This is a genomic window from Vreelandella sp. 2A-K22 (genome assembly GCF_054065485.1).
Genome location: NZ_JBSUGC010000022.1, coordinates 1 through 26,176, shown reverse-complemented (window position 1 = coordinate 26,176; position 26,176 = coordinate 1). Strand labels below are relative to the sequence as shown.

The window sequence follows — 26,176 nt, the reverse complement described above, 5'->3', positions numbered from 1 at the left end:
TAGGAGTACAAGGATGAACGCAAGCAAAATTTTACAGCAGCTGATGCAGCAAGCCGGCGGAAGCCAGAAGGGCGGCAGTAGCAGTGGTGTCGATGTTAAAGGCATGCTGAGCGGGCTTTCTAAGCAGCTAGGCGGTGGCAGTAGCGGCGGTCAAGGTGGCGGCTCCTCCAGTAGCTTTGATATGAAAAGCCTGCTTGGTGGCGGTGCCATGGGTTTACTGGTGGGTTCCAAACGTGGTCGCAGCATGGGCGGCAAAGCACTAAAATACGGCGCCATTGCTGGGGTGGGCGTGCTGGCATGGAAAGCGTGGCAGAGTTCTCAGGCGGCGAAAAATGGCAATGCGCAGCAAAATACGACCCAGAATGCGACAGAGGGCGAGCGGGTAGAAGCGCTTAGTGGCGAGTACCAAGAGCGTCGCAGCCTGGAACTGCTGCAGGCGATGATTATGGCCGCCCGGGCCGATGGCCATATTGATGAGCAGGAGCAGGCGCTGATTACTGAACAGATTGACGCCCTAGGTGCTGATCAAGAGATGCATAACTGGGTGGAGCAGCAGCTAAAAGCACCGCTGGATGCCCAGGCACTGGCCCGCGAAGCGGACTCCCCTCAAGCGGCCCGTGAAATGTACCTGATCAGCGTGGCCGTGACCGATGATCAAAACCCCATGGAGCGCGCCTGGCTTGATCAGTTGGGCAATGCACTTAACTTACCCAAAGAGATGACCGCTGAACTTGAGCGTCAAGCGCAGCAGGCAGGTTAATGCTGGATACGGTTAATTTTTGGCTAGCTACCGGCTTTGGGCTGGGGCTAGCGCCGATGGCGCCGGGTACCTTTGGCTCGCTGCTGGGCATCCCCCTGGCGTGGTGGTTGTTGAGCCGCTCGCTAGGTCAGCAAGGCGCTATAATGGCAGCTCTGCTGTTACTTGCGGTACCGGTTTGCCACGTCGCTGCCTGGCACTACGCCGGGTTGGATCATGGCAGTATCGTTGCCGATGAATATGTAGCGTTCCCGCTGGCGGTAATCGGGTTAGCCGGTGCGCGCCATCCAGCGGTGATAGCGCTGGCATTCGTTGTCTACCGCTTTTTCGATGCGCTGAAGCCGCCGCCGATTCATCTGGCAGAGTATGTTCATGGCGGTTTTGGCATTGTCTTGGATGATGTTATCGCGGCGTTGGTGACCTGGGTGGTAATAGCGATTGGGCTAAAGCTTTGGCAGCGTCGAACCTCTGGGCAACAGTTAAACTCGTAATAGAACACGCAACGAAAAAAGCGCCGCTAGCTTAATAAAAAGCTAGCGGCGCTCTATCTTATCGCTCATGATTTTGAGCGCTTACAGGCTTACTCTTGAACGACAATCACCGACTTGGCATTGACGAACTCGTGCATGCCGAAGCCGCCGTGCTCGCGACCGTAACCGGAGTTTTTAACGCCGCCGAAAGGCATTTCCGGTGTCGCAACACCAAAGCCATTGATAAACACCATGCCGGTATCAAAGTACTTGCTGGCAAGCTCGGTAGCGCGTTTCACATCTTTAGAGATGATGCCGCCGCCCAGACCGTAACGGCTGTCATTGGCAATGCGCATGGCATCTTCGTCGTCTTTGGCACGAATCAGCGCAGCGACAGGGCCAAATAGCTCATCGTCGTAAGCGGGCTGGCCGGGGGTGACGTTGTCCAGCACGGTGACCGGGTAAAACGCGCCCTTACCGGATGGCTTTTCGCCACCGCAGAGAATTTTCGCACCTTTGCGCACGCTCTCTTCCACTTGGTCGTGGAGACCATCGCGGAGATCCACGCGAGCCATGGGGCCCAGATCGCTGTCTTCTTGGGTCGGGTCACCCGCTTTAAGCGACTGCATACGTTCTACATAGCGCTTTTTAAACGTTTCATAGTTCTTTTCAGTGACCACAAAACGCTTGGCCGCGACGCAGGTTTGACCGCCGTTGTAGACGCGCCCCTGGACGCAGGTATTGATGGCGACATCCATATCGGCGTCATCAAGCACCAGGTAGGCGTCGTTAGAGCCCAGCTCAAGCACGGTCTTTTTAAGGTACTCAGCCGCTTTGCCAGCGACTTTGCGACCTGCGCCATCACTACCCGTTAGCGTTACGCCACGTACCGCAGAATGAGCAATCACCTCATCAGAAACATCGTGAGAGATCACCAGTGTACGGAAGACGTTTTCCGGAAGACCCGCTTCGCGGTAGATCTTTTCCAACAGCAGGCCGCTGCCAGTCACGTTTTCAGCGTGTTTTAGCAGCACGCCGTTACCCGCCATGATATTGGCGATTGAGTAACGTACTACCTGATATGCAGGGAAGTTCCAGGGCTGAATGCCGTAGATCACACCCATCGGTGAGTAGGTCACGAAACCGCGTTTACCATTGCCAGGCTGACGCTCTTCGTCGGCTAGCTTTTTGGGGCCATGTTCAGCGGTGTAATCACAGATGCCGGTGCAAAGATCGACTTCCTGGCGGGCCTGAGAAGGCAGTTTACCCATCTCATTGACCATCAGGTCGGCAAGCTCTTCTTTATGCTTTTGCAGCGCTTGGCCAATGGCTTTGACCGTTTTAGCGCGGCTTTCCAGCGATTCTAGGCGCCAATCGAGAAACGCCTCGTAGCAGGCGTCCACTATCTGCTTGGCTTCCGCGCTGCTCATTAGCGTATAGGATTCGAGGGTTTCACCATTGGTGGGATTGATCGTCTTGATACTGTTGCTCATAAGATCTCCTATCTATAGATCAACGTGGGGTCAAAGCGCCTAGCTCCAGGGCGCCTAATCGACCGGTCTATTACTGGTGCACGGTCACTGTAGTACAAAAAGAACGACCATGCATAACATTGGCGTTACCTTTCCGGCAGTGATTAAAGCAAACAGTTCAACCCATCACTTCAGTCAATGGTTGATGGTGTACCGCTTGTTACTCAAACGAAGGTCCACCGGCTTCTTCGCCCCACACTTCTTCCAGGCGCCCGTCGCGACCACAGCTGTAGCGGTAGAACTTATAGCGCACGGGGTTCTTTTGATAATAGTCCTGGTGGTACTCCTCAGCAGGCCAGAACTTGGTGGCTGGTACTATCTGGGTGGCGATCTCCCGGTCGAAGCGCGCTTCCATTTCGGCTTTGGACGCTTCGGCCAGTTCACGCTGGGCTTCGTCATGATAGAAGATCGCCGAGCGGTATTGATCGCCTACATCACAGAACTGACGGTCGACCGCAAAGGGGTCGATGTTGCGCCAGAAGATTTCTAAGAGCTGCTCGTAACTGATCTGCTCGGAGTCGTATTCGATTTGCACGACTTCAGCATGGCCAGTACCGCCCTGGGAGATTTCTTCGTAGGTGGGGTTCTCTAGTTCGCCGCCGATATAGCCGGAAATGGTGGCGCTAACACCGGGCTGGTTGTCGTAAGGGGGTTCCATACACCAGAAGCAGCCGCCTGCAAACGTGGCTTCTGCACTGCTTTGGGCTTGAAGCGAAGGGCTGGCTAGGCCAGCGGCCGCCAATACGCCAAGCGTAAATGGACGAAGAGGGGACAGACGGATCATTGCAAGCACTCCAGTAGCAGGGCGAGTTACTGTTCATTATGAAGTTGATTAGTCGCTTGGTGTTCCCTTTCCTTACAGCCCCTTTGTCACAACCCTTTTTTTATGACTTAGCCTAGACGATGGGGCCATACCTCATCCAGCGTACTTAGCGCAGCGTTAACGGTCGATTCGTTGGTGCTTTCATGACGCCAGATAAAGCTTAACGCGCAGGGCAGGCGAATATTCTCCGCCACCGCCAGGCCGCTCTCCTGGCGTTCGGTCATCGCCAGGGCGTCCCGGGCCAGGCTTAAGCCAACGCCTGCGCGCACCAGGTCAAGCATGCAGGCCTCCTGATCCACCTGGGCCACCCGATTGGGAACTGCGCCGCTCGGTGCCAACGCCTGTTTTAACAGCCGGTGGTGGGCGGAATCCTGTGGCGTAACAATCCAGGGCAGCGTGGCTAAGTGCTCCCAACGAGTATCAATGAGTCGATTTTCCCAGCCTGCTGGGGCAATCACGTGATAATCAAAATGGGTTAGCTCACGCCAAGCAAGCGTCTCATGGCCTTTTCCAGGGCCTTGAGCGGGTGGCGCCAGGTAAAACCCAACGTCTAAGTCGCCTTGTTCAATGCGATTAAGCACGCTGCCGCTCATCCCATGGTGAAGTTCGGTTTCTAACTGCGGTGCACGGGCCATCAAGCGGCTCAAAAAGGCGCCTAGACGGAGAAATTCGGGGTCGACAATGGTGCCAATTGAGAGCTTGCCGCGCAGCGTGCTGTGTAATGTCCCGGCGGTTTGCTCAAACGACAGGGCGCTGGCCAGCGCCTTTTCAGCGGCAGGCAGCAGTGCATGGCCGTCGGGCGTCAGCGCAAGGCCTTGAGGGCGTCGGCTAAACAGCGTGAGGCCTAAATTCGACTGCAGTTGCTTCAACTTTAGGCTAATGGCCGGCTGAGTCAGGTGCAGCTGTTCTGCGGCGCGTGACACGCTGCCTGTTCGTGCAACGGCCACGAAGGCGCGCAGGGTGGCGTACTCTTGCATGATTAGCCTCAAATACTCGTCGTGATATTAGTAAAGCTTATAACTGGCTTTTAAATAACTCAATTGATCCGTTCACTAGGCCCAGTAGGCTAGGCTGAAAGTAAGCTTTTTGCACACGCTTTAAACATGCGTTCTTAACTAGGTACTCCCATGACAACAACAGCGATTCAGCACTTTATTAATGGTCAGGTCACCGCGGGTGAGTCTGCTCAATCCCAGGACGTCTTTAACCCTGCCACTGGCCGAGTTACTGGTCGTGTGTCGCTCGCTTCCCCGGCGGACGTCAATACGGCGGTAGAGGCCGCACAAGCCGCTTTTCCTGCCTGGGCCGATACCCCTCCGATCCGCCGCGCCCGGGTGATGTTCAAGTTTTTAGAGCTGTTAAACGCTCATAAAGATGAGCTAGCCGAAGCAATTACCAAAGAGCACGGCAAGGTGTTCACTGACGCCCAGGGTGAAGTGGCCCGTGGTATCGATATTGTTGAATTTGCCTGTGGTATCCCGCAGTTGTTAAAGGGTGACTACACCGAGCAGGTGAGTACCGGGATCGATAACTGGACGATGCGCCAGCCGCTGGGCGTCGTTGCAGGTATAACGCCATTTAATTTCCCTGCCATGGTGCCGATGTGGATGTTCCCGCTGGCAATTGCGGCGGGTAATACGTTTATTTTGAAACCAAGCCCGCTCGATCCCAGTGCTTCGCTGCTGATGGCTGACTTGCTTAAGCAAGCTGGCCTGCCCGACGGCGTGTTCAACGTTGTGCAGGGTGATAAAGACTCTGTGGAAGCGCTGATCGACCATCCGCATGTTAAGGCGCTGTCGTTTGTAGGCTCAACGCCAATTGCCAACCTGATCTACGAGCGCGGCGCGCGCAACGGCAAGCGCATTCAAGCCTTGGGCGGGGCCAAAAACCATATGGTAGTGATGCCGGATGCACATTTGGATAAAGCCGTCGACGCACTGATTGGCGCCGCCTATGGCTCCGCCGGCGAGCGCTGCATGGCGATTAGCGTGGCGGTGTTGGTAGGTGATGTGGCGGATAAAGTCGTGCCAGCATTGGCTGAGCGGGCTAAAGCGCTGAAAGTAAAAGATGGTATGCAGCTGGATGCGGAAATGGGCCCCATTGTGACTCGTCAAGCCCACCAGCGGATTACTGGGTATATCGAAAAAGGCGTGGCTGAAGGTGCGGAACTGGTGGTTGATGGACGCAACTTTAATGCTTCATCGGCAGGCGAGGACTGCGCCGACGGGTTCTGGATGGGCGGCACGCTTTTTGACAATGTCACTCCCGAGATGACGATCTATAAAGAAGAAATTTTTGGCCCGGTGCTGGTTTGCGTGCGGGTGCCGGATATCGCCACTGCAATCCAGTTGATTAACGACCATGAGTTTGGCAACGGCGTTAGCTGCTTTACCGAAAGCGGTACGGTGGCGCGGGAGTTTGGCCGCCGTATTCAGGTCGGCATGGTGGGTATCAATGTGCCCATTCCGGTACCTATGGCATGGCACGGCTTTGGTGGCTGGAAGCGCTCGCTGTTTGGTGACACCCACGCCTATGGGGAAGAAGGCGTGCGTTTCTACACCAAGCAGAAATCGATTATGCAGCGTTGGTCGGATTCGATTGATGCCGGGGCTGAATTTGTAATGCCCACGGCGAAGTAGCGACTAAACGTTACCGGAGCCAACCAATGTCAGAATCTACCCATAACAATATCGACCATATCAGTTACTTCGACTATATCGTGATCGGCGCAGGCACCGCGGGGTGCCTGATGGCTAATCGTTTGAGTGCCAATCCCAATAATAAGGTACTGCTGATAGAGGCGGGCGGTCGCGATAACTACCACTGGATTCATATTCCGGTGGGCTACCTCTACTGCATTAATAATCCACGTACCGACTGGCTGTTTCGCACCGAGCCCGATAAAGGCCTCAACGGCCGTTCGCTGATCTACCCGCGGGGGAAAACCCTGGGCGGCTGCTCTAGCATCAACGGCATGATCTATATGCGCGGCCAAGCGCGTGACTACGACCACTGGGCGGAAGTCACCGGCGACGATGCCTGGCGCTGGGAGAACTGCCTACCCGACTTTATCAAACATGAAGACCACTACCGTCTGGACGAGGGCGGAGATGCAGACGCCCAGCACCGGGATTTTCACGGCCACGGTGGGGAGTGGAGGATCGAAAAGCAGCGCCTCAAGTGGCAGGTGCTGGATGATTTCGCCGAAGCTGCCGTGCAGGCGGGCATCCCGCGTACCGACGATTTTAACCGTGGCTCTAACGAAGGCGTGGCCTACTTTGAGGTCAATCAGCGCTCGGGCTGGCGCTGGAATACCGCCAAAGCGTTTTTGCGCCCCGCGCTTAAGCGCAAAAACCTCACACTATGGCACTCCACTCAAGTCAATCGGCTGCTGTTCGAAAAAAGTGCCAACATGCTGCGATGCACAGGGGTGGAGGTGGAGCGTGAGGGCAGCCCGCTTCGCGTCATGGCGAACAGGGAAGTAGTGCTCTGCGCAGGCGCGATTGGTACGCCGCATCTGCTGCAGCTTTCCGGTGTGGGGCCCGCAGAGTCGTTGCGTAAGCATGGCGTTGAGGTAGTGCATGAGCTGCCGGGCGTCGGCGAGAACTTGCAGGATCACCTGCAGATTCGTTCGATATATCGGATTACTAATGGCAAAACCCTCAATGCCATAGCCAGCACGCTGTGGGGTAAAGCGGGAATTGGCCTTGAGTACCTGTTTAAGCGCTCTGGGCCGATGAGCATGGCACCTTCGCAGCTGGGGGCTTTTACCCGCAGCACGAAGGATCAGCTGCACCCCAATATTGAGTACCACGTGCAGCCGCTAAGCCTGGAAGCCTTTGGTCAGCCGCTGCATCCCTACCCAGCGATTACCGCCAGCGTATGCAATTTGAACCCTACCAGCCGGGGCACCGTGCGACTTAAAAGCAGCGACCCGCGCCAGGCACCGGCGATTTCTCCCAATTACTTGAGCACCCCTGAAGATCGCAAAGTGGCGGCGGATTCTCTGCGGGTGACGAGGCGTATCGCCGAGCAGCCTGCGTTTGCCAAATACGCGCCGGAAGAGGTGAAGCCCGGCGTCGAGTATCAAAGTGACGATGAGTTAGCCCGGCTGGCTGGTGATATCGGCACGACTATTTTCCACCCGGTGGGCACCGCACGTATGGGCCAGGAAGATGATGCGATGGCAGTGGTCGATGCACGGCTGAGAGTGCGCGGTATTAGCGGGCTAAGAGTGGCTGACGCCAGCGTTATGCCGACCATCACCAGTGGCAACACCAATTCTCCGACGCTGATGATTGCCGAGAAGGCCGCCGGTTGGATACTGGCTGAGAGGCGTGAGGTTTACTAGCGACAAAATCTACTAAGCAGCGTTTTATGGGGGTGTTGACGCAGGAGGGTGGTTGAGCGCAGAATAGTTACAGTTGGTTAGCAAGTCGAACGTTGTCAGCAGTATAGAAGCGCCTCTAGCGTTAAATCTGGTGAAAGTCTCTTGTTATACCCACTGCAATTCGGGTATTTCCCGGTTTAATTAGCAACATTGAGGATTTCGATCATGGCAACTGGTACCGTTAAGTGGTTCAACGACACTAAAGGTTTCGGCTTCATTTCTCCTGACGACAATGGCGACGATCTGTTCGCGCATTTCTCAGAAATTCAGGCAGAAGGCTTCAAATCCCTGCAAGACGGCCAGAAGGTTTCCTTCGACGTCACACAGGGTAAAAAAGGCCTTCAGGCTTCTAACATCAAAGTAGAAGGTTAATTCCTTTACTAAGGTGTTAACAATCACCGCCTAGCGTTGATTGACCAGAAAACCCCGCCGAGCGCGGGGTTTTTTGTATCTGTATAATTAAGGCAATCCTTATGCTTTCCTCACGCCTCATATTCCATTTTGATCTTTAAATGTTTCTAAAAATAACTTTTTAGAATATGCGATTGGCTTCACAATACCGCCATGCTTATTTGTTAAGGATGTCGTGGTTATGTCGCTGGATGCTTGGATAGCGGTCGGGGTGGTGCTCACCATCTTCCCGTTGATGGCCTTTTCACGCCTGGGGCCGGATATTATTTTGCTGGGCGCGGTGATTTTGCTAATGACGCTGGGGGTGATTGACCCACAGCAGGCGCTGGGGGGCTTCTCCAATAGCGGCCTGTTTACCGTGGCGTTTATGTATGTGCTGGTGGCCAGCATTCGCGAAACCGGCGGCATCGACCTGATCATTCGCTATGTGCTCAAACGGCCCAAAAGCGAGCGAGGCGCGTTGGTTCGCCTGCTGCTCCCCGTGGCCACGCTTAGCGGTTTTGTCAATAATACCCCGGTTGTCGCTACCTATATTCCCGCGGTCATGAGCTGGAGCCGTCGGCTGCGCTTGTCTCCCCAGCGGCTGCTGATGCCGCTCAGTTTCGCCTCTATCCTCGGTGGCACCATCACGCTCTTTGGTACCAGCACGAACTTGGTGGTGCACGGGCTATTGCTGGAGCGTTACCCAGAACTCGGTATGGGCCTGTTGGATTTGGCCTGGGTCGGTGTTCCCGTCGCCGTCGTAGGGCTTGGCTATCTTATTTTGCTCGGGCCGCGGTTGTTGCCTGCCAGGGAAGGGCTGGCCAATGCGTTTGCCAACCCACGCGAGTTCACTATCGAAATGGAAGTCGACCCGTCAGGCGTGTTGGTGGATCGCACTGTCGAAGAGGCGGGACTACGCCACCTGCAGGAGTTGTTTCTGGTTGAGATTGAGCGCGCAGGCAACGTGGTTAGCGTTGTTGGGCCTGGCGAGCAGCTAAAAGGTGGCGATCGGCTGGTGTTTGCAGGTACCTCTGATGCGGCGGTGGAGTTGCAGCAAATTCGTGGCTTAATCCCTTCCCGGGATGGTACTTCCAGCTTGGAGAAAGAGTTTAAAGAGCGTCGCTTGGTCGAGGCGGTGGTCTCAAATCAGTGCCAGTTTATTGGCCAGCGTATTCGCGATGGTCACTTTAGAACCCTTTATGGGGCAGCAGTGCTGGCGATCTGCCGTGGCGGTGAACGGGTTAAGGGTAATCTTGGCCAAGTGCGGCTGCAGCCTGCCGATGTGCTGTTGCTGGAGGCGCGTCCTCCTTTTATTGAGCGTCATCGTCAGTCGCGGGACTTTCTGCTGATTAGTGAGTTAAATGGCGCAGCGCGGCCGATCCATGAGAAGGCGCCGCTAGCGTGGGGAGTGCTGTTAGGCGCCGTACTGCTCGCCGCCTTCGGTGTGCTGAGCATGCTCAACGCTGCCATGTTGGGGGCGGCATTGGCGCTACTAACGGGCTGCTGTTCGGTGGGCGCCGCCAAGCGTGGCTTGGACACCCAGGTGTTGCTCACTATTGCCGCGTCGTTTGGGGTGGGGGCCGCGCTGCAAAGCTCTGGTGCTGCCGAGGTAATGGCCGGCGGAGTGCTCACCTTAGTGGCCGGAAACCCTTTGCTACTGTTAGTAGGCACTTACTGTGTGGTGGCGCTGCTCACCGAGCTGGTGACCAACAATGCAGCGGCAGTGATTATTTTTCCGGTGGTGATGAGCGCGGCCGAAAGCTTGGGCGTGAACCCGATGCCCTATGTGGTGGCGGTAATGTTTGCCGCCTCAGCGAGCTTTTTAACCCCCATCGGCTATCAAACCAACCTGATGGTGTATGGCCCAGGTGGTTACCGTGTGAGCGATTTTCTACGTTTGGGCGGTGGATTAAATATACTGACGGGTGCCATAGCGCTCGTTTTGATTCCCCTCGTGTGGCCCTTTTAAACGTGGCGTGGCCTTTTTAAGCATGCCATGGCTCGCTGTTAACGCGGGTTTGCGCTAGGGTGGCCCTTTTTGCATAAGGAATACGATGTCATGACTGCTCCTGGCGAACTGATTATTGAGCCGAAAGATGGTCAACCCGCCGATGCCTGTGTGTTTATTATTCACGGCTTAGGCGCGGATGGGCACGATTTTGAACCCTTGGTGCCCGCATTAGCGCTGCCTAAAGATTCTCACGTGCGCTTTATCATGCCCCATGCGCCACGCCTGCCGGTGACGATTAATGGCGGTATGGTGATGCCCGCTTGGTACGATATTCTCGCCATGGATTTGGGGCGTCGGGTCGATGAGGTTCAACTCAAGAAATCCGCTGAGCGCATCCAAGCGCTGATTCAAGAGCAGATTGACCAGGGTATCGATAGCCAGCGCATTATTGTCGCGGGCTTTTCGCAAGGTGGCGCGGTTGCCTACCACGCCGCGCTGACTTTTCCCGCGCAGCTGGGTGGCTTGTTAGCCATGTCGACCTACTTCGCGACCGCCGACAATATCGACCTTGCAGAAGCTAATCGTCAGATTCCTGTGGAAGTTCAGCACGGTAACTTTGACCCCATTGTGCCTGAAAGCCTGGGTCGCAGCGGCGCCGACCGCTTAAAAGAGATGGGCTACGCGGTCAACTACCGCCAATACCCCATGGCCCATGCGCTCTGCCCCCAGCAGGTCAATGATATCGGCAAGTGGTTGGGTTCTCGCCTAAACTAAGCGCCTCGTCCTATTCGTGACCGATGCAAGGATGTAGCGAAAACGAATGATAGCTTTCTTTGATGCGATGAAACCTCTTGAAGCAATGGAAATGCTGCTGGCGCTATGCCTAACGGTGGCGGCGCTAGTGTGCCTGTTTGATCGCCACTTGCTGCGCGCCTGCTGCTTTTTTGTCGCCTTTGCAGCGGCAATGACGCTGGCTTGGTGGCGGCTAGAGGCTCCCTGGCTCGCCGCTGCCGAACTCGTGTTGGGCGTTGTGCTAACAGGAGCCTGTTTTTTTTATGCCCTGGGCCACGTTTCGCCAGGTGTTTCATCCCCTCTAGAGCGCGATAGATTTAGCGAGCCCTGGTCGCGGGTGGCGATGCGCGTGGCGTTGGCGCTGGCCTGGTTTGTCATGGTCGGTGCCGCAATCCGCTATGTCATCGCTGACATGGCGTATTCACCTTCAGAGCATCCACTGCTGCTGGCGGGGGTGGTGATTGCCGCTAGTGCATTGGGAGCTTTTGCACTACACCGTCATTTGCTGCGCCGTTTGCTGGCGTTCAATATTCTCGGCTCGGGGGTATTTATGCTGCTGGCGGGTGTGGCGGGCACCTCGGCGGCGGCTCAGGCGTTAATTAGCGTCGGGCTGTTGGTCGCCTGGCTGGGGACGATGCTGGGTGCGCTGCTAATTCGACAGCTTTTGCACCTGGAAGGGGTCGAGGCCTTAGGGCCTGACGGTAAGCCCAAGGAGGGCGCCATATGATTTGGCGCTTTGGCCTTTTCGAGAGCACCTTTGAACCTCTTGCTAGTACCCATTGGGCGCTGTTAGCTGCGCTTGGCTTGCCGCTACTACTGGGCATGCTGGCGGCACTCTTTCCTCCTAAGCGGGCATGGCCTGTGGCGCTGGCTAGCCTGCCAGTTCTGGCGTCCGGGTGGATGCTGTTATCTGCTTATGACCAGGCGGGTCTGCTCCGCTGGCAGTGGGAAATAGCCGGTGTTCACTTATCGCTACGCTTAAACGGACTAAGCGTGCTGCTGCTGTTAATGACCCAGGTGATCGGCGTTGCCGCAGCGCTCTATACACCGGGATATCTGCGCTTAAGCGAAACCGGGCCGCTGGCACGCTGGCTGTGGCCGCTGATGGGCGTTGTACTGAGTGCGTTGTCGTTAATTTGGCTGGCCACCGATCTGTTGACCCTTTATGCCGGGCTGGAGCTAATGGGGCTGGCGGCGGTTGGCATGCTGATGCTATCGGGCAAAGTGCCCGCACTCGTGGCGGGAATGCGCTATTTGCTGTTGGCGCTGGTGGGTTCGCTTACCTATCTACTCGGGGTCGCGTTGATTTTAGGTCACTGGGGTCGATTGGATCTGCAGGGCTTGGCTGATGTGGTAGAGCCTGGGCCGGTGGCGTGGTTCGCCGCCGCGCTGATTGGTGCTGGGCTGGCCTTAAAAGCCGCGCTATTTCCGCTGCATGCCTGGCTGACCCCGGTGCACGAGAATGCCTGGACGCCCGTGAGCGCGCTGCATGCCGCGCTGGTGATCAAGGCGTCGCTATTTATACTGCTGCAGCTGTGGAGCATTCTGCTACCTGAAACCTTCTACGCCCCGCGTGTTATCGCCTGGCTAGGCCTACTGGCGATTGTATGGGGCGGGTTACTGGCCTGGCGTACTGATTCACTTAAAACCCTGGTGGCTTCGTCCACTGTGGCCCAGTTGGGGTATCTCATGGTGGCTTTTCCGCTGCTGCTGGGGCCCGATATTGCGCCGCTGCCCCGGGCGTTAGCCTGGGAGGGGTTTTGGCTGCAGCTAATGGGCCACGCCTTTGCCAAAGCCGCCATGTTTATGGCCGCAGGCAACCTAATACTGGCCACCGGTGAGAGCACGCTCAAAGGCCTGGCGGGTACCAGCCGCCGTTTGCCGCTTTCGCTACTGGTGTTTGGCATCGCCGCTATCACTCTGATGGGCCTTCCCCCCAGTGCTGGCTTCACGGCCAAATGGATGCTGCTTCAGGCGATGATCATCACCCAGCAGTGGTGGGCGGTAGCGGCGCTACTAACCGGTACGCTATTAACAGCGGCCTATATATTTCGCCTGTTTCGTTACTCGTTTGACGAAACGGCCCCTCGCCATCGTTACCAACCTCTGGCGCCCGGTATGGATATGATCGCACTAACGCTGGCCCTTATTGCGTTCGCCCTAGGGCTATTGGCGCACTTCCCGCTGGAATTGATGCATGGAGGTAGCCCATGAACGCCGCCTGGTTACCACTGACCGCTTTGGCGACCTCGCTACTGGTGGTGGTGATTATTTTCGCACTGCCGGAAGACGCTCGGCGCCTGCGCACAACGATCAACCTCGCGGCGGCTGTCGTTAAGATTATTCTGGTTATGCTGATGGTCAGGCGGGTAGCCGCGGGGCATGAGGATATTTTTAGCTTTCAAGTGATCGGTGGCGTTGATTTCGTACTGCGCAGCGATGCGTTGGGGGTGATGTTCGCCGGACTATCGTCACTGCTTTGGCTATGCACCACAATCTACGCCATTGGCTACTTGGAAGGTTCAGCTAATCGGAAGCGCTTTTTTGGCTTTTTTAGCCTCTGCGTTGCGAGCACGATCGGCATTGCGCTGGCTGATAACCTGTTTACCTTCCTGATTTTCTACGAAATGTTGACGCTCTCCACCTACCCTTTGGTGGTTCATAACGGTACCCAGCAAGCACTCGATGCCGGGCGCGTCTATTTGCGCTATACCTTAAGCGCCGGTGTGGTACTGCTGCTTGGCACCGTGTTGCTATATAGCCTGACTGGGGATCAGTCATTCTCCTCAGAAGAGGGGTTGGGCGACTATTTAAACGATCATCGCGGTCTGCTAACGCTAATATTTGCCCTGCTAGTGGGTGGGTTGGCGGTAAAAACGGCCATGGTACCGCTGCATGGGTGGCTGCCCAGGGCAATGGTTGCCCCCGCGCCGGTGAGTGCGCTGCTACACGCGGTAGCGGTGGTGAAGGCGGGGGCTTTCGGGATTCTGCGGGTAGTTTACGACCTGTTTGGCATTGAGCTGAGCGTGGAGCTCGGCGTTATTACCGCGCTAGCGGTAGCTGCCTCATTTACGATTATTTATGGTTCATTAAGGGCCATTGCCCAAGAGGAGCTCAAGCCCCGCCTAGCGTTCTCCACCGTCAGTCAGGTCTCCTATGTCATTCTCGGTATAGGCCTGTTTGGCCCTTTCGGCACCGTCGGTGCTTTAGCGCACTTGCTGCATCAGGGCTTAATGAAGGTCACGCTATTCTTCTGTGCGGGCAACTATGCCGAAGAGCTGGGGATCCATCGTATTGATGAAATGGACGGTGCTGGTAAGCGTATGCCGTTGACCAGCATCGCGTTTACTATCGGCGCGTTTGGCATGATTGGCCTTCCGCCCGTGGCGGGGTTTATTACCAAGTGGTACCTCGGCGTTGGCGCGATTCAGGCCGAGATGTATTGGGTCGTCGCCGTGCTAGTGGCGAGCAGTACCCTCAATGCTATGTACTTTTTGCCCATTGTGCACCGCTTATGGTTCCGTTCAGGGCCTGCCCATGGCAAAGGCAGTTGGCCCAAAGAGCAGCGTCTAGGCCGTTTTGAAACTCATAGTTGGCTGCTGTTACCGATGGTGTTTACCGCCTTGGTGAGTTTGGGGGCCGGGCTGTTTGCCGGGCTCCCCTTTAGCCCCTTGGATTGGGCGGCTCGGGTAGCCAACGGGGAGTATCTGCCATGATGACCATGCTGCTTGCCCTGGCGCTACTTTGGCCGCTGGTCGTCATCGGCTGGACGCTATGGAGCGCCTACCGCGCTCCGGCTGCTTATCAGAGCTATTTTTCAGCACTATGGCTAAGCGCCGCTTGGCCAGCGCTGCTGCTAGCCTATGGCGGTGAAGCGCAGTGGACGATGGATGCCTGGATGCTAGGCGGCGAATGGGCGCTTAACTCGCTAAGCCGCCCCTGGCTTGCGTTTACCGCGCTGCTCTGGGGGTTGGCAGCCATCCACGCGAGGGGCTATTTTGCGACGGAACAGGCGAAGGCCCAGGAGGGGGATCAGGATACTCAGCGACGCCTGTTGCGCTTAGCGCTGCTTTGGCCGCTGACACTGCTGGGCAACGTACTACTGATTATTGCCCAGGATATCGCCAGTTTTTATCTAGGCTTTGCGCTGATGACCTTCGCCGCCTACGCACTGGTAGTGCATAGCGGTACCGCAGAGGCGCGGCTGGGGGCCAAGGCCTATTTGATGTTAGCCGTGGTGGGTGAAGGGCTTATTATAGGCGGCTTTCTATGGGCAGCCGGTGAAGCTGACACATTAACGTTGCAAGGCTTGCGTGAAGGCATTTTAGTCGCAGAGCAAGGCGCATGGATGGCCGCCTTGTTGTGCTTGGGCTTTGGCGTGAAAGCAGGGGCTATTGGCTTACACGTATGGCTACCGTTAGCTCACCCGGTGGCACCGGCCCCTGCCAGCGCGGTGCTTAGCGGAGCGATGATTAAAGCAGGGCTGCTGGGCTGGATTAGTGTGCTGCCGTTAGGTGATGAGCAGATTTCAGCTTCCTTAGCCCAGTTTGGCAACATCATGTTAATGGCAGGGCTGGCGGCAGCGTTTGGCGCCGCGCTGTATGGCGTTTTTCAGCGTCATCCTAAAGCTGTTTTAGCCTACTCCAGTATCAGCCAGATGGGCATGATGACTGCTTTGGTGGCCATGGGATTAGTCGCGCCAGAGGTGTGGCCGTTGCTGTGGCCAGGCTTGGTGCTGTTTGCTGCCCACCACGCGCTGGCCAAAGGCTCACTGTTTATGGGCACCAGTATCAGTGAGCATCTACCCCGGTGGCCGCTGCCGTTGGTCTGGGGTTTGCTGGCACTGCCGGGTATCTCGCTGGCGGGTGCCATTGGGGCGGGCATGATCAGCAAGTGGGGGGTGAAGAGTCCACTCTACGAAATGCATCATGAATCGTTAATCAAACTACTCAGTTGGGCGGCTGTTGGCACCGCGGCTCTGGTAAGCGTTGCTTTATGGCGTCAGTGGCAGCAGCGCCATAAAGGAGGCAGTAACCGAGAGCAGTGGGGCGCCTGGTTAGTTGCCATAGCGGCAGCGCTGTTAACGCCATTTTGGCTTCCCCTCCCTGCGGGGAGTATCGAGATGCCGCCGCTTAAAGAGTGGTTGGGGATTATGTGGCCATTCCCGGTGGGGGTACTGTTCGCCGCGGTGGGCTGGCTATTAACGCGTCCGCTTAAGGGTAAATCCCTCCCCGCGGGAGATCTATGGTGGCTCTATGCGGGGATGGTCGGCGCTGCATTGGTGCCAATACGGCGGCTTGGGCACTACTGCGCCAAGCTTAAAGCGGCGAGTGTGGCAAGCGCACAAAAAACTGAAGAGATATTAATGGGCCATTTAACTCGCCTGTTGTCGACGGAGTCCTGGTTGCGTCACCATGTCAGTGGGCTGATGATGTTGCTTGCCGTGCTGCTTGCGGCGCTAATGATGTGGGAAGGTCAGCGATGAGACGACTGTGTGGACTGTACTTGTCAGGAGCCTGCTATGGGTAAGCTCCCGCGCGGTCGCCGGGCGCAGGTACCCGGTGATATTCCCCAGCGGGGTTGGCACGATATTACTTGGCGGGTAGTGCGCGCCGCTCGTCGTAACCGCCTGACCATGCTGGCCGCCGGTGTGGCTTTTTACGCCTTGCTGGCGCTGTTTCCCACTATCGCCGCGGTTATTTCCCTCTGGGGGTTACTGTTTGACCCTTATGAAGCCGGTCAGCAGTTGTATGAAATCAGCCGGTTCATGCCGCCGGATGCTGCCAAACTGATTGATCAGCAGGCTCAAAAGGTCGTGGAGAGTGCGGAATCGGGTAATTTTCTGGGCGCATTAGCCGGGCTGCTGATTGCGATGTTTATCGCTTCCAAAGGGGTGGCGGTGCTGGTTATTGGCCTTAACGTGGTGTACGGCGAAACTGAAAAACGCAGCCTGTTACACCGTAGTACGGTATTGGTCGCGCTGACTTTTGGTTTGATTTTTATGACGCTGATCTCGCTAGCGTTTATTGCCATCGTACCGGTGCTGGTCAACTCTTTGGAGATTAATCCTCCGTTGGATCAAATCCTGCAATGGCTACGCTGGCCTGCACTGTTAGTGGTGATGAGCATGCTGATTGCGCTGCTCTACCGCTACGCCCCTTATCGGCGCTCGGCCCAGTGGAGTTGGTTAAGTTATGGGACGCTGCTGGCAACGGGGATGTGGCTGTTAGGTTCCGGTGGGCTTTCGCTCTACGTGCGCTATTTCTCTACCTTTAGCGAGCTTTATGGCTCACTGGGGGCAGTGGTGGCGCTAATGCTATGGTTTTGGCTCTCTGCCTTTGTGGTGCTGTTTGGTGCGGAAGTCAACTGTGAGATGGAGCGGCAAACCTTCACTGACACCACCATTGGCGAGGCGCGCCCGTTAGGTGAACGCGAGGCGTTTGCCGCGGATACCATTGGTGCCCCCCGGCCGTGGAAGGACATTGAGGAGAGTAACGATACCTGAGGGTGTGGAGAAGCACCTCCCACCAGCGGTGGGAGGCAGTTGGTTTTAAAAAAAAGCAGGTTTAAAGAAGAAAGCTTAAAGCAGTTCTTCTGCCGCCAGGGCCAAGCGCGAGCGTTCAACACTTTTCAGCGTAATATGCCCGGCGTGGGGCCAATCACGGAAGCGCTCAACGACTGCGGCCATACCGCAGGTGTTGGCAGTGAGATAGGGCGTATCAATCTGCCCGACGTTACCCAGACAGACAATTTTGGTATTGCGCCCCGCCCGTGTTACTAGCGATTTAAGCTGTTTGGGGGTGAAGTTTTGCGCCTCATCAATGATTAAAAAGGTGTCGTTTAGGGTACGACCGCGCATAAAGCTCGGCGAGCGGATTTGTACCCGTGAACCAATCAACTGCCGCGTGGCGCCGTTATCCCAACTGGTTTCTCCCTCCTCGTTGCGCAGCAGGTTATCCATATTGTCGTGGAAGGCACCCATCCACGGTGACATCTTCTCCTCCTCAGTGCCGGGTAGAAAGCCAATGTCTTCCCCCATGGGGATCGGCGCGCGGGTAAACACAATACGCTCAAATAGCTTGGCATCCAGGGTTTGCTGAAAGGCCGCGGCCAGGGTCATAAAGGTCTTACCCGTACCGGCATTACCGGCGATGGTGACCAGATCAATATCGGGATCCATGAGTAGGTTTAGCGTGAAGTTTTGTCGACTGTCATGGGCGTGAACACCCCACACGCCCGCGTGGTGGCGATAGTTCGTCAGCAATTGCAGGCGCGCCGAAGAGGGCCCCAGTTCACGAACGATTGCTTCGAACTCCGCCCCGTTTTCGCTATCCGAGACCAGCATGCCCACGTGCCAGTGGCGGGGCATAGTGCCGGTGAGTTGGTAGAAAGTGTGGTGATCGAGTCGTTCCACTGTGACATCAACATTCAACGCTTCCCACAGTGAAGCGCCATGCTGGCCGGCGGAGGCGTAGACCTGTGCGCCCTCAATCATGGCGTCACTGTCGGAGAAAGCGCGGTCGTTGAGATAATCTTCCACCGGTACTTTCAGCGCAGCGGCTTTAACGCGCAGGTTAATGTCTTTGGTGATCAGAATGACCGAGGCGTCAGGACGTTCTTCGCGTAGGCGACAGGTTTCCGCCAGTATGCGGTTATCGGGGCTATCGTCGAGGGAATCAAACAGCTTTAAATCGTTGTAGCATAAAAAGTGCAGGCGTCCTGTGTCGCCACTGAGTCGGGGAATCGGAATGCCGCGTTGGATCTCATCAAAGGTGACTTGGCTGGTAAGGTCGGAGAGCGTACGGCTGATTTGGCGAGCCGTGCGGGCAATTTCACGTACACCATTTTTGTGCTTATCAAGTTCCTCCAGGACGGTCATGGGGATAACGACATCGTGCTCATCGAAGTGGTAGAGCGCGGTGGGGTCATGAATCAGGACATTGGTGTCCAACACATACAGCCGAGTGGCTTTCTTATCGATTCGTACCATCGTTGGAATCACTCCTTGGTTGACGGCAACTTCGACACTGGCAGGTGCGTATTACGTCTGGATGACACTTACCAGTGTTCCTCACGTGGCGTGTCCTGGCGTCTCCTTATTTAGCTCTTTTTAATAGCGTGGAAGGCTTTGGCGTTTTTTTCCACAAAAAAGATTTCAACGATATGTCAGCAAGTCCTGAGTATTAGCCTGGTACTCGCCCGGGTATCAGTTCTGGGAAGCTAAGAAGTGCGCCACCTTGTTTAACAAGGCGGTGGCCACCACGCCACGATTATCGCTCTCCACATAGCGGTAATAGTGGCTGTCTAGCACTAGATCGTGATTTAGCGTGCAGAGCGTGCCTGCCTCTAGGGCGCCTTTAACCAGCGGGTAAGGCAGCAGCGCCCAGCCGGTAGCGTTGATAACGGCATCGCGAATCACCTCAAACATGGTCAGCCCAAGGTAATTACCTGAAAACAGCGCTTCGCTGATCAGTTTGTCGTCCTGTACATGGGTTAAACACACTTGAGTGTACTGGGCCAAGTCGTCGCGATTAACGCTGGGGAGGCGGCTTAGCGGGTGATGGGGCGCTGCCACTAGCCGCATACTGACGGGGGCCAGATTGGCGGCGTTGGCGTCGATACCTTCAGCGGTATACAGCCCAAAGGCAATATCCACCGTTTGGCGCTGCACAAACTGGGTGTGCTCCTGGGGTGGCACCAAGTACACCGAAATCGCGGTTAACGGAAACTGCTGTTTTAAATCATGCATTACCTGACGCCAAAACACCTCGGGCAGGGCGTCATCACGGGCGATGCCGAGTTGGCTTTCAACGCCCTGCAAATGCTGGTGGCAGTGTTTTTTGATTCGGCTTGCGCTGGTCAGCAGGCGGTAGCAGTCAGGAAGCACGCTATCGCCCACGGCGGTGAGCGTTAGGCTATTGCCCGAACGCTCAAATAGCGCCACGCCCAGGCTATCCTCAAGCGCATTGACGGCGGCACTCAGTGTGCTCCGTTTAAGGCCGGTATGTCTTGCTGCTGCGGCAAAGGAGCCATGCTCGGTGACATCAATAAAGGCCTGTACCTGTTCTGCACGCATAGTCGCCTCGTTTAACGCCTTGAGCGCCAGTTAACTTGGCGCTGAGCGATTCGTGATTGTCATAACTCTTCTCTATTATGGCGCATAATTCGCTTAAAGTGATGGAGTTATCCGCGTGACCCCCTTTGTTGCCGAGCGCCGTGCGCTAAGATTTTCAGCCATTTCAGCCAGCCTATTTGCGTTTACCGGGCTTACGCTAGGGCTAACCAGCGGTTCTATAACGATTCTTTTTGACAGCGGCTACTCGCTGCTGAGCCTTGTGCTGGCATCGTTGTCTCTGTTTGCACTTCAGCAGGCGCGTAAACCTGCGGATGAACACTACCCCTTTGGACGGCTGACGGTAGAGCCGCTTGCAGTGCTGCTCAAAGGCGTAGTGATCGCGATGGTGTGTATCGTGTCATTGGTCTCCGCGCTATGGAGCCTGCTCGATGGTGGGCGGTTGGTCACGCTGGATTTGGCGCTGATGTTTGGCGTGGTCAACGTCACGGGTTGTTTATTAACTTGGTGGTGGCTGGCGCGCTACGCCCGGGTAGCGCGCTCTTCGCTGTTGACCGCCGAGCTACGTCAGTGGCAGATGGATACCTGGCTGAGTGCCGCTGTCATGTTGGGGTTTGGGCTTACCTGGGTGTTAACCCAGTCGCCATGGGCCAGCTACGCGCGCTTTGCCGACCCGGTGATGGTGCTGATCATTGCAGGCTACTTCTTGCCCATGCCGGTTCGCATGGTGAAGGGAGCACTGCGTGAGCTGATGTTTGGCGGTTCATGCAGCAGCGTGCGACGCGATGTGGTGGAGGATATAGCTGACTTTGATGTCTCTGCCGACGATGTGCGCCTGGCCCAGGTGGGCAGCTTTTTAATGGTCGATATCCAGCTCGACAAGCAGCAGTTCGACGACGCTCAAGAGATAGTGGAGAGTGTAGAGAAGCGCTGTAAACGGCTAAACCTGCGCCCTATTACCAGTCTTACCTTAGTCGCTGGCTGAGAAGGGTGAAAAAAGATTGACGTTCTGTTACAGGCAGTGCTATTTAGCGCTACCGACAATAGGTGTCGGCTTAATAGTGCTACGTTGAGGGTTGTAAAAACATGCCACTGCGCCGCTGTTTACCCGTACTGCTACTGACCGCACTGGTCGCTGGCTGTGCAAGCTCTACCATTGCGCCAAGTTATACTACCGACAATCCTGACGTTATGCGGATTGGCGGTGAGCGCCCGGCTAACCGCGATGCGAGCGTTGAAAGCGCCGGATCGTTCTGCCTGGAAACCGCCGAACGTTGGAATGAGCATGGCCGTACGCCGGATGGCCAAACGTTATGGGCAAAAGACACCCTGCGTAAAGTGGTGCCTTGCAAGCAGTAGTCGTTAGTAAAACCAAAACCGCCAGCTTCGCTAAGCTGGCGGTTTTATACGCAAAGAGGATAGTTAATCCTGTTTCTTTTCCGGTTTGCCTTTGCGCTGTGTACTCGCGAAATCTTCTAGCTCCTCCTCGCTCATGGAGTCATACATCTCTTTAGACGAACCATAAAGTTCACTGGGCTTGGTTTCTCCGCGCTTAGCGGATAGTGCCGCGCCCGCCGCTTTCTGTTGCGCCTTGGAGGTTGCTGGCATTGTTGAACTCCTTTCATTTAGCTTCCGTTTACCTACTGCACTATTGAGCATTGCATTTTTAAGCATAGTCACTGGTGCTCAGCTTTCCATTCATAGCGTACTAGGCTTTGTACGAAAACTGACTGCGCTCGACAATACTGCGTTAAAAATCGCCTCGAAATGCTCATTTACACGCTCAGCTTTCCATTTATAGCGTGCTAACATTCATGCTCAGCCACCGGTTGACTTCCATTTGCCTGTCGCGTTATTAACCTACCGGGCGAAGTGGCTCACTCAGTAACGTCATCGTATTAATCCTGTTAACGAAGAGAGCGACATGACACCGGCTATTAATAGCGCGAAACACGCAGGCATTGCCTTTCAAATCCATGAGTACGATCACGACGCCACCGCGCACTCCTATGGATTGGAGGCGGCGGAAAAACTGGGCGTCGCGGTGGAGCAGGTTTTTAAAACCTTAGTGGTAAAGCTGGATGGTAAACAGCTGGCGGTAGGCATTGTGCCGGTGAATGGCCAACTAGGGTTAAAGCAGATCGCTAAAGCCGCCGGCGCAAAGAAAGCGACCATGGCGGAACCGTCGGAAGTAGAGCGCACAACCGGTTATGTGCTGGGCGGTGTTAGCCCGCTGGGTCAGAAAAAGCGCTTGGCCACTTTTATTGATCATTCTGCCGAAAGCTTTGCCAGTATCTATGTAAGCGCCGGGCGTCGTGGACTTGAAATCGAGCTGGCCCCGGGGGATTTAGCCACGCTGAGTCAGGCTACCTTTGTGCCCCTGGCAACCTGATGTCACTGTGATGGCGGCGCAGCCCCGGGCACTTTCTGGTATGGTGCGGTAATATTTGCGTGTGTCGTTTGTCTTTTAGGCTGCGTGCGCTGTTTTCCGATGGCCATCTACCTGTGGCCCAAGCAAGGTAATATCGTGTCTGACTCCTCTTTCTCCTCGTTAGCGTTGCCAAAAGCTCTGCTGAGCAACCTTGCGTCCCTTGGCTACCACGAAATGTCGCCGGTGCAGGCAGAGAGCCTGCCGCCGATGCTGGCCGGGCGCGATGTGCTGGCGCAGGCGAAAACCGGTTCAGGCAAAACGGCGGCGTTTGGTTTGGCACTGCTGGCTAAATTGAGAGTCGAGAGCTTTGCGGTGCAAGGCCTAGTGCTGTGTCCTACCCGGGAGCTCGCTGACCAGGTGGCTGAAGAGCTGCGCCGTTTAGCCCGCGGCATGGCCAATGTAAAAATACTGACCCTCTGCGGCGGTGCGCCCTTTGGCCCGCAGCTCGGCTCTTTAGAGCACGGGGCACACATTGTCGTAGGCACACCAGGGCGTATTGACGAGCACTTGCGCAAAGGCTCGCTCACTCTGGAATCCCTCGCGATGCTGGTGTTAGATGAAGCGGATCGCATGCTGGATATGGGCTTCCAGGCAACCATTGATGACATCATTGCCGAGACCCCAACTGACCGTCAAACGCTGCTGTTCAGCGCGACCTTCCCAGACGAGCAGACATCGGGCGGTCTAACCGAGATGACCCGTGGCGTCATGCGTGAACCGGTGATGGTGAAAATCGCCGAGGTGCACGACGCCACGACGATTCAACAGCACTTCTACAGTGTTGCCAATGAAGAGGCGCGATTTGACGCCCTGCGCCAACTGCTGCTGGTCTATCGGCCCGCGACCAGCGTGGTATTCTGCAACACTAAACGCGAAACCCAGGCAGTGGCTGAGCAACTGACCGATGCTGGTTTTAGCGCCGTGGCGCTCAATGGCGATTTAGAGCAGAAGGATCGTGATCGCATTCTGATTCTGTTCTCTAACCAGAGTGCGTCTATTCTGGTGGCCACGGACGTTGCCGCCCGCGGCCTTGATATTGCCCAGCTGGACGCCGTGTTTAACTACCAAATTGCCCGCGAGCTTGATGTTCACGTGCACCGGGTAGGTCGCACCGGGCGTGCCGGGGCCAGTGGCATTGCCTGTACGCTGGTAACCCCTAAAGAGAGTTACCGGCTGGAGCGACTGGAAGGGTTGCTGGAGCAGGCGATTAAAACTGAGCCCTTGCCTAAACCGCAGCACTCGGTGCCGTTCGAGCCGCTAATGGCGACATTGCAGTTAGCCGGTGGCAAAAAAGACAAGCTGCGCCCCGGCGATATTCTTGGCGCACTGACCAGTGAAGGCGGCTTGCGCGGCGATCAAGTGGGTAAAATTAAAGTGCTCGCCCGCAGTGCCTATGTGGCCGTTGACCGCGATGTGATTCAGCAGGCTCAGGCCAAGCTCGAGCGTGATAAATTAAAAGGGCGGGCTTTCCGTGTTCGCCGTATCCGTTATTGAACGCGTACCAAAGAGGAGCCGACGCAGCTAACCATGAAAATCCCTAAGCGATTACAACCCCTGGTCGATGATGGAATGATCGACGAGGTGTTGGTGCAGTTAATGAGTGGCAAGGAAGCGCAGGTCTACGTGGTGCGCTGCGGTGAAGAAGTACGCTGTGCCAAGGTATTTAAGGAGGCCAAACAGCGTAGCTTTAAACAGGCCGTTCAGTATCAAGAGGGACGTAAAGAGCGCAACAGCCGCCGTTCACGGGCGATGGCCAAAAAAACCCGTTACGGCCAGAAAGAGCAGGAGCAGGCGTGGCTGAATGCCGAAGTCGACGCGCTCTACCGTCTTGCCTCGGCGGGTGTGCGGGTACCTGAGCCTCATGGCTTTGTGGACGGCGTACTGTTGATGGAGATGATCAGCGACGCCGAAGGCAACGTCGCACCGCGCCTGGACGAAGTCACGCTAACGCCAGAGCAGGCCGAGACCTACTACGCCAAGGTTATTCAAGACGTGGTTAAGATGCTGTGCGCGGGCCTGATTCATGGCGATTTGTCGGAATTTAATGTGCTGGTCGATGCCTCTGGCCCGGTGATTATCGATCTGCCCCAGGCCGTTGACGCTGCCGGTAATAACAGCGCAGCCGCGATGCTGTATCGCGATGTGGATAACATGCGCAACTACTTCGGCCAGTTCGCGCCAGAGCTTCTGAATACCGAATATGGGAGAGAGATGTGGGCGCTGTACGAAACCGGTGAACTGCATCCGGATAGTAAGCTCACAGGCCACTTCGATGCTGACACACATATTGCTAACGTCGATGAGTTGATGGAAGTCATCGACGATGCCAAAGAGGAAGAGGCGGAACACCAGGCGCGTATGCGCGACGATGATGACGACGGCGAGATTCCGCAGCCTTACTGAACAGCCTCAATAAAGCTGGCTCCTCTCGTTTTACAGCAAAGTGAGGAGCCAGGTTCGAGCTTTTGCCTGCTTTTAAGATTTAACCCAGTAGTTCATTCGCTTGCTTGACCACATTGTCGACGGTAAAGCCGAAGTGCTTGAACAGATCCCCCGCTGGTGCGGATTCACCGTAGGTGGTCATGCCGATCACGCGGCCGTCAAGACCCACATACTTGTACCAGTAGTCGGCATGGGCGGCTTCGATGGCGATACGCTTGGTGACCGCCTTAGGCAGTACGCTCTCACGGTACTCGGCATCCTGGCCGTTAAAGCGATAAGCCGAGGGCATGGAGACCACGCGTACCGCTTTGCCTTGCTGCTCGAGCTCGGCGGCGGCGTCCATGGCCAGGCCGACTTCAGAACCAGTGGCAATCAGAATCAACTCCGGCTTTTTGGGCGTGCCTTCGCTATCTTTCAGAACCGGGTCTTTAAGAACATAAGCCCCGTTTTGAATCGCTGCCAACTGCGCCTTCGTGCGCTGCTGGTGAGGCAGGTTCTGGCGTGACAGTACGAGCGCCGTGGGGCCGGAGTGACGCTTAATCGCCGCATCCCAGGCGGCGGCGGTTTCGACCGCATCACAGGGGCGCCAGGTGTTTAGATTCGGCGTGGTGCGCAGGCTGGTGAGCTGCTCAATGGGCTGGTGAGTCGGGCCATCTTCACCCAGGCCGATGGAGTCGTGGGTAAACACGTAAATCACCTGCTGGCCCATCAGCGACGCCATGCGAATCGAGTTACGCATGTACTCCATAAAGATCAGGAAGGTTGCACCGTAAGGTACCAGACCGCCGTGCAGGGCGATGCCGTTCATGACCGCCCCCATGCCAAACTCACGGACACCGTAGTGCAGGTAGTTGCCGCTGGCGTCTTCCGGGGTGATCGCTTTGGCGCCTTTCCAGAAGGTCAGATTAGACGGCGCCAGATCGGCACTGCCGCCCAGCAGTTCCGGCATTTGCGGGCCAATGGCATTTAACACTTCAAAGGAGGCTTTACGCGAGGCAATGGTCTCGCCGCGCTCTTGGGCCTGCTCGATCAAGGCTTCGGTGGGCAGTTCCGCGGGCAACTGACGTTTCATCCGGCGGGTGAACTCCCGCGCTTCTGTGGGGAAGGCTTCCGCGTAGCGGG

At 56.2% G+C, this 26,176-nt stretch carries 24 protein-coding genes; 17 read left to right on the top strand and 7 right to left on the bottom strand.

The window, feature by feature from the left end; all coding sequences use genetic code 11:
* Positions 1-13: 13 nt before the first annotated feature.
* Together ACW17M_RS22645 and ACW17M_RS22640 are read left to right on the top strand one after the other, a co-directional pair.
* The gene (locus ACW17M_RS22645) at positions 14-760 is read left to right on the top strand and encodes a tellurite resistance TerB family protein (RefSeq protein WP_457548136.1); all 747 of its coding nucleotides are present in this window, start codon (positions 14-16) and stop codon (positions 758-760) included.
* Positions 760-1,248, top strand: coding sequence for a phosphatidylglycerophosphatase A family protein (locus tag ACW17M_RS22640; protein ID WP_457548135.1), 489 nt, complete (start codon positions 760-762; stop codon positions 1,246-1,248). The genes ACW17M_RS22645 and ACW17M_RS22640 overlap by 1 nt, the downstream gene beginning before the upstream one ends.
* An 89-nt stretch (positions 1,249-1,337) precedes the next feature.
* Here the strand turns inward: ACW17M_RS22640 and ACW17M_RS22635 are convergent, their stop codons facing one another.
* From ACW17M_RS22635 to ACW17M_RS22625, 3 genes are all read right to left on the bottom strand, one after another.
* Positions 1,338-2,720 (bottom strand): NAD-dependent succinate-semialdehyde dehydrogenase, encoded by a 1,383-nt coding sequence (locus ACW17M_RS22635; protein ID WP_009288336.1) that lies wholly within the window; start codon positions 2,718-2,720, stop codon positions 1,338-1,340.
* A 199-nt stretch (positions 2,721-2,919) separates the two neighbouring features.
* Positions 2,920-3,543, bottom strand: coding sequence for a peptide-methionine (S)-S-oxide reductase MsrA (gene msrA, locus ACW17M_RS22630; RefSeq protein WP_039860491.1), 624 nt, complete (start codon positions 3,541-3,543; stop codon positions 2,920-2,922).
* Between the two features lie 107 nt (positions 3,544-3,650).
* A complete protein-coding gene (locus ACW17M_RS22625; protein WP_022522445.1) occupies positions 3,651-4,559 on the bottom strand; it encodes a LysR family transcriptional regulator in 909 nt (302 codons plus the stop codon).
* A gap of 150 nt (positions 4,560-4,709) precedes the next feature.
* On the opposite strand from ACW17M_RS22625, the gene ACW17M_RS22620 reads away from it, so the two are divergent.
* The 10 genes from ACW17M_RS22620 (at position 4,710) to ACW17M_RS22575 (ending at position 17,613) form a co-directional block, all read left to right on the top strand.
* Positions 4,710-6,221 carry a CoA-acylating methylmalonate-semialdehyde dehydrogenase gene (locus ACW17M_RS22620; RefSeq protein WP_041158289.1) on the top strand — a complete coding sequence of 504 codons (1,512 nt, stop codon included), beginning with the start codon at positions 4,710-4,712 and terminating at the stop codon, positions 6,219-6,221.
* Between the two features lie 26 nt (positions 6,222-6,247).
* Positions 6,248-7,933, top strand: a complete 1,686-nt coding sequence (locus ACW17M_RS22615) for a GMC family oxidoreductase (RefSeq protein ID WP_051052176.1) — start codon at positions 6,248-6,250, stop codon at positions 7,931-7,933.
* 204 nt (positions 7,934-8,137) lie between these two features.
* Positions 8,138-8,344, top strand: coding sequence for a cold-shock protein (locus ACW17M_RS22610; RefSeq protein ID WP_022522448.1), 207 nt, complete (start codon positions 8,138-8,140; stop codon positions 8,342-8,344).
* Positions 8,345-8,564: 220 nt separating this feature from the next.
* The gene (locus tag ACW17M_RS22605; RefSeq protein WP_138801470.1) at positions 8,565-10,334 is read left to right on the top strand and encodes an SLC13 family permease; all 1,770 of its coding nucleotides are present in this window, start codon (positions 8,565-8,567) and stop codon (positions 10,332-10,334) included.
* Positions 10,335-10,424: 90 nt separating this feature from the next.
* A complete protein-coding gene (locus tag ACW17M_RS22600) occupies positions 10,425-11,090 on the top strand; it encodes an alpha/beta hydrolase (RefSeq protein WP_035584878.1) in 666 nt (221 codons plus the stop codon).
* Positions 11,091-11,136: 46 nt separating this feature from the next.
* The gene (locus ACW17M_RS22595; protein WP_144811071.1) at positions 11,137-11,835 is read left to right on the top strand and encodes a hydrogenase subunit MbhD domain-containing protein; all 699 of its coding nucleotides are present in this window, start codon (positions 11,137-11,139) and stop codon (positions 11,833-11,835) included.
* Positions 11,832-13,322 (top strand): complex I subunit 5 family protein, encoded by a 1,491-nt coding sequence (locus ACW17M_RS22590; protein WP_457548134.1) that lies wholly within the window; start codon positions 11,832-11,834, stop codon positions 13,320-13,322. The genes ACW17M_RS22595 and ACW17M_RS22590 overlap by 4 nt, the downstream gene beginning before the upstream one ends.
* Positions 13,319-14,824, top strand: coding sequence for a complex I subunit 5 family protein (locus ACW17M_RS22585; protein ID WP_457548133.1), 1,506 nt, complete (start codon positions 13,319-13,321; stop codon positions 14,822-14,824). The genes ACW17M_RS22590 and ACW17M_RS22585 overlap by 4 nt, the downstream gene beginning before the upstream one ends.
* A complete protein-coding gene (locus tag ACW17M_RS22580; RefSeq protein WP_457548132.1) occupies positions 14,821-16,593 on the top strand; it encodes a proton-conducting transporter transmembrane domain-containing protein in 1,773 nt (590 codons plus the stop codon). Before ACW17M_RS22585 ends, ACW17M_RS22580 begins: the two co-directional genes overlap by 4 nt.
* Before the next feature lie 36 nt (positions 16,594-16,629).
* Positions 16,630-17,613: a YihY/virulence factor BrkB family protein gene (locus tag ACW17M_RS22575; protein WP_457548131.1), complete on the top strand. Its 984-nt coding sequence runs from the start codon at positions 16,630-16,632 to the stop codon at positions 17,611-17,613.
* Positions 17,614-17,688: 75 nt separating this feature from the next.
* Here the strand turns inward: ACW17M_RS22575 and ACW17M_RS22570 are convergent, their stop codons facing one another.
* Positions 17,689-19,098 carry a PhoH family protein gene (locus ACW17M_RS22570; RefSeq protein ID WP_027958544.1) on the bottom strand — a complete coding sequence of 470 codons (1,410 nt, stop codon included), beginning with the start codon at positions 19,096-19,098 and terminating at the stop codon, positions 17,689-17,691.
* Between the two features lie 216 nt (positions 19,099-19,314).
* Positions 19,315-20,184 carry a LysR family transcriptional regulator gene (locus ACW17M_RS22565; RefSeq protein ID WP_144811058.1) on the bottom strand — a complete coding sequence of 290 codons (870 nt, stop codon included), beginning with the start codon at positions 20,182-20,184 and terminating at the stop codon, positions 19,315-19,317.
* Positions 20,185-20,299: 115 nt separating this feature from the next.
* Here ACW17M_RS22565 and ACW17M_RS22560 point away from each other — a divergent pair, with 115 nt between their 5' ends.
* Together ACW17M_RS22560 and ACW17M_RS22555 are read left to right on the top strand one after the other, a co-directional pair.
* Positions 20,300-21,166, top strand: coding sequence for a cation diffusion facilitator family transporter (locus tag ACW17M_RS22560; RefSeq protein WP_457548130.1), 867 nt, complete (start codon positions 20,300-20,302; stop codon positions 21,164-21,166).
* A 101-nt stretch (positions 21,167-21,267) separates the two neighbouring features.
* Positions 21,268-21,540 (top strand): hypothetical protein, encoded by a 273-nt coding sequence (locus tag ACW17M_RS22555; protein WP_022522459.1) that lies wholly within the window; start codon positions 21,268-21,270, stop codon positions 21,538-21,540.
* A 63-nt stretch (positions 21,541-21,603) separates the two neighbouring features.
* Here ACW17M_RS22555 and ACW17M_RS22550 read toward each other — a convergent pair whose 3' ends face one another.
* A complete protein-coding gene (locus ACW17M_RS22550) occupies positions 21,604-21,789 on the bottom strand; it encodes a DUF3008 family protein (protein ID WP_022522460.1) in 186 nt (61 codons plus the stop codon).
* A gap of 316 nt (positions 21,790-22,105) precedes the next feature.
* Here ACW17M_RS22550 and ybaK point away from each other — a divergent pair, with 316 nt between their 5' ends.
* From ybaK to ACW17M_RS22535, 3 genes are all read left to right on the top strand, one after another.
* The gene (gene ybaK / locus ACW17M_RS22545; protein WP_022522462.1) at positions 22,106-22,573 is read left to right on the top strand and encodes a Cys-tRNA(Pro) deacylase; all 468 of its coding nucleotides are present in this window, start codon (positions 22,106-22,108) and stop codon (positions 22,571-22,573) included.
* A 99-nt stretch (positions 22,574-22,672) separates the two neighbouring features.
* Positions 22,673-24,106: an ATP-dependent RNA helicase DbpA gene (gene dbpA, locus ACW17M_RS22540; RefSeq protein ID WP_190374810.1), complete on the top strand. Its 1,434-nt coding sequence runs from the start codon at positions 22,673-22,675 to the stop codon at positions 24,104-24,106.
* A gap of 33 nt (positions 24,107-24,139) precedes the next feature.
* Entirely contained in the window at positions 24,140-25,015 is an 876-nt protein-coding gene (locus ACW17M_RS22535; RefSeq protein WP_457548129.1) for a PA4780 family RIO1-like protein kinase, read from the top strand.
* A 79-nt stretch (positions 25,016-25,094) separates the two neighbouring features.
* On the opposite strand, the gene ACW17M_RS22530 is transcribed toward ACW17M_RS22535, so the two are convergent.
* Positions 25,095-26,176: transketolase-like TK C-terminal-containing protein (locus ACW17M_RS22530; RefSeq protein ID WP_457548128.1), on the bottom strand; the 1,082-nt coding region annotated here is incomplete at its 5' end.

Bases quoted from the DNA above. Each gene is read 5' to 3' on its own strand.
- ACW17M_RS22645 (WP_457548136.1), top strand. From the start codon at position 14: ATGAACGCAAGCAAAATTTTACAGCAGCTGATGCAGCAAGCCGGCGGA.
- ACW17M_RS22575 (WP_457548131.1), top strand. From the start codon at position 16,630: ATGGGTAAGCTCCCGCGCGGTCGCCGGGCGCAGGTACCCGGTGATATT.
- ACW17M_RS22600 (WP_035584878.1), top strand. From the start codon at position 10,425: ATGACTGCTCCTGGCGAACTGATTATTGAGCCGAAAGATGGTCAACCC.
- ACW17M_RS22570 (WP_027958544.1), bottom strand. From the start codon at position 19,098: ATGGTACGAATCGATAAGAAAGCCACTCGGCTGTATGTGTTGGACACC.
- ACW17M_RS22565 (WP_144811058.1), bottom strand. From the start codon at position 20,184: ATGCGTGCAGAACAGGTACAGGCCTTTATTGATGTCACCGAGCATGGC.
- ACW17M_RS22625 (WP_022522445.1), bottom strand. From the start codon at position 4,559: ATGCAAGAGTACGCCACCCTGCGCGCCTTCGTGGCCGTTGCACGAACA.
- ACW17M_RS22555 (WP_022522459.1), top strand. From the start codon at position 21,268: ATGCCACTGCGCCGCTGTTTACCCGTACTGCTACTGACCGCACTGGTC.
- ACW17M_RS22615 (WP_051052176.1), top strand. From the start codon at position 6,248: ATGTCAGAATCTACCCATAACAATATCGACCATATCAGTTACTTCGAC.
- ACW17M_RS22580 (WP_457548132.1), top strand. From the start codon at position 14,821: ATGATGACCATGCTGCTTGCCCTGGCGCTACTTTGGCCGCTGGTCGTC.
- ACW17M_RS22605 (WP_138801470.1), top strand. From the start codon at position 8,565: ATGTCGCTGGATGCTTGGATAGCGGTCGGGGTGGTGCTCACCATCTTC.
- ACW17M_RS22610 (WP_022522448.1), top strand. From the start codon at position 8,138: ATGGCAACTGGTACCGTTAAGTGGTTCAACGACACTAAAGGTTTCGGC.
- ACW17M_RS22590 (WP_457548134.1), top strand. From the start codon at position 11,832: ATGATTTGGCGCTTTGGCCTTTTCGAGAGCACCTTTGAACCTCTTGCT.
- ACW17M_RS22595 (WP_144811071.1), top strand. From the start codon at position 11,137: ATGATAGCTTTCTTTGATGCGATGAAACCTCTTGAAGCAATGGAAATG.
- ACW17M_RS22585 (WP_457548133.1), top strand. From the start codon at position 13,319: ATGAACGCCGCCTGGTTACCACTGACCGCTTTGGCGACCTCGCTACTG.
- ACW17M_RS22640 (WP_457548135.1), top strand. From the start codon at position 760: ATGCTGGATACGGTTAATTTTTGGCTAGCTACCGGCTTTGGGCTGGGG.
- ybaK (WP_022522462.1), top strand. From the start codon at position 22,106: ATGACACCGGCTATTAATAGCGCGAAACACGCAGGCATTGCCTTTCAA.
- dbpA (WP_190374810.1), top strand. From the start codon at position 22,673: ATGGCCATCTACCTGTGGCCCAAGCAAGGTAATATCGTGTCTGACTCC.
- ACW17M_RS22550 (WP_022522460.1), bottom strand. From the start codon at position 21,789: ATGCCAGCAACCTCCAAGGCGCAACAGAAAGCGGCGGGCGCGGCACTA.
- ACW17M_RS22535 (WP_457548129.1), top strand. From the start codon at position 24,140: ATGAAAATCCCTAAGCGATTACAACCCCTGGTCGATGATGGAATGATC.
- ACW17M_RS22635 (WP_009288336.1), bottom strand. From the start codon at position 2,720: ATGAGCAACAGTATCAAGACGATCAATCCCACCAATGGTGAAACCCTC.
- ACW17M_RS22620 (WP_041158289.1), top strand. From the start codon at position 4,710: ATGACAACAACAGCGATTCAGCACTTTATTAATGGTCAGGTCACCGCG.
- msrA (WP_039860491.1), bottom strand. From the start codon at position 3,543: ATGATCCGTCTGTCCCCTCTTCGTCCATTTACGCTTGGCGTATTGGCG.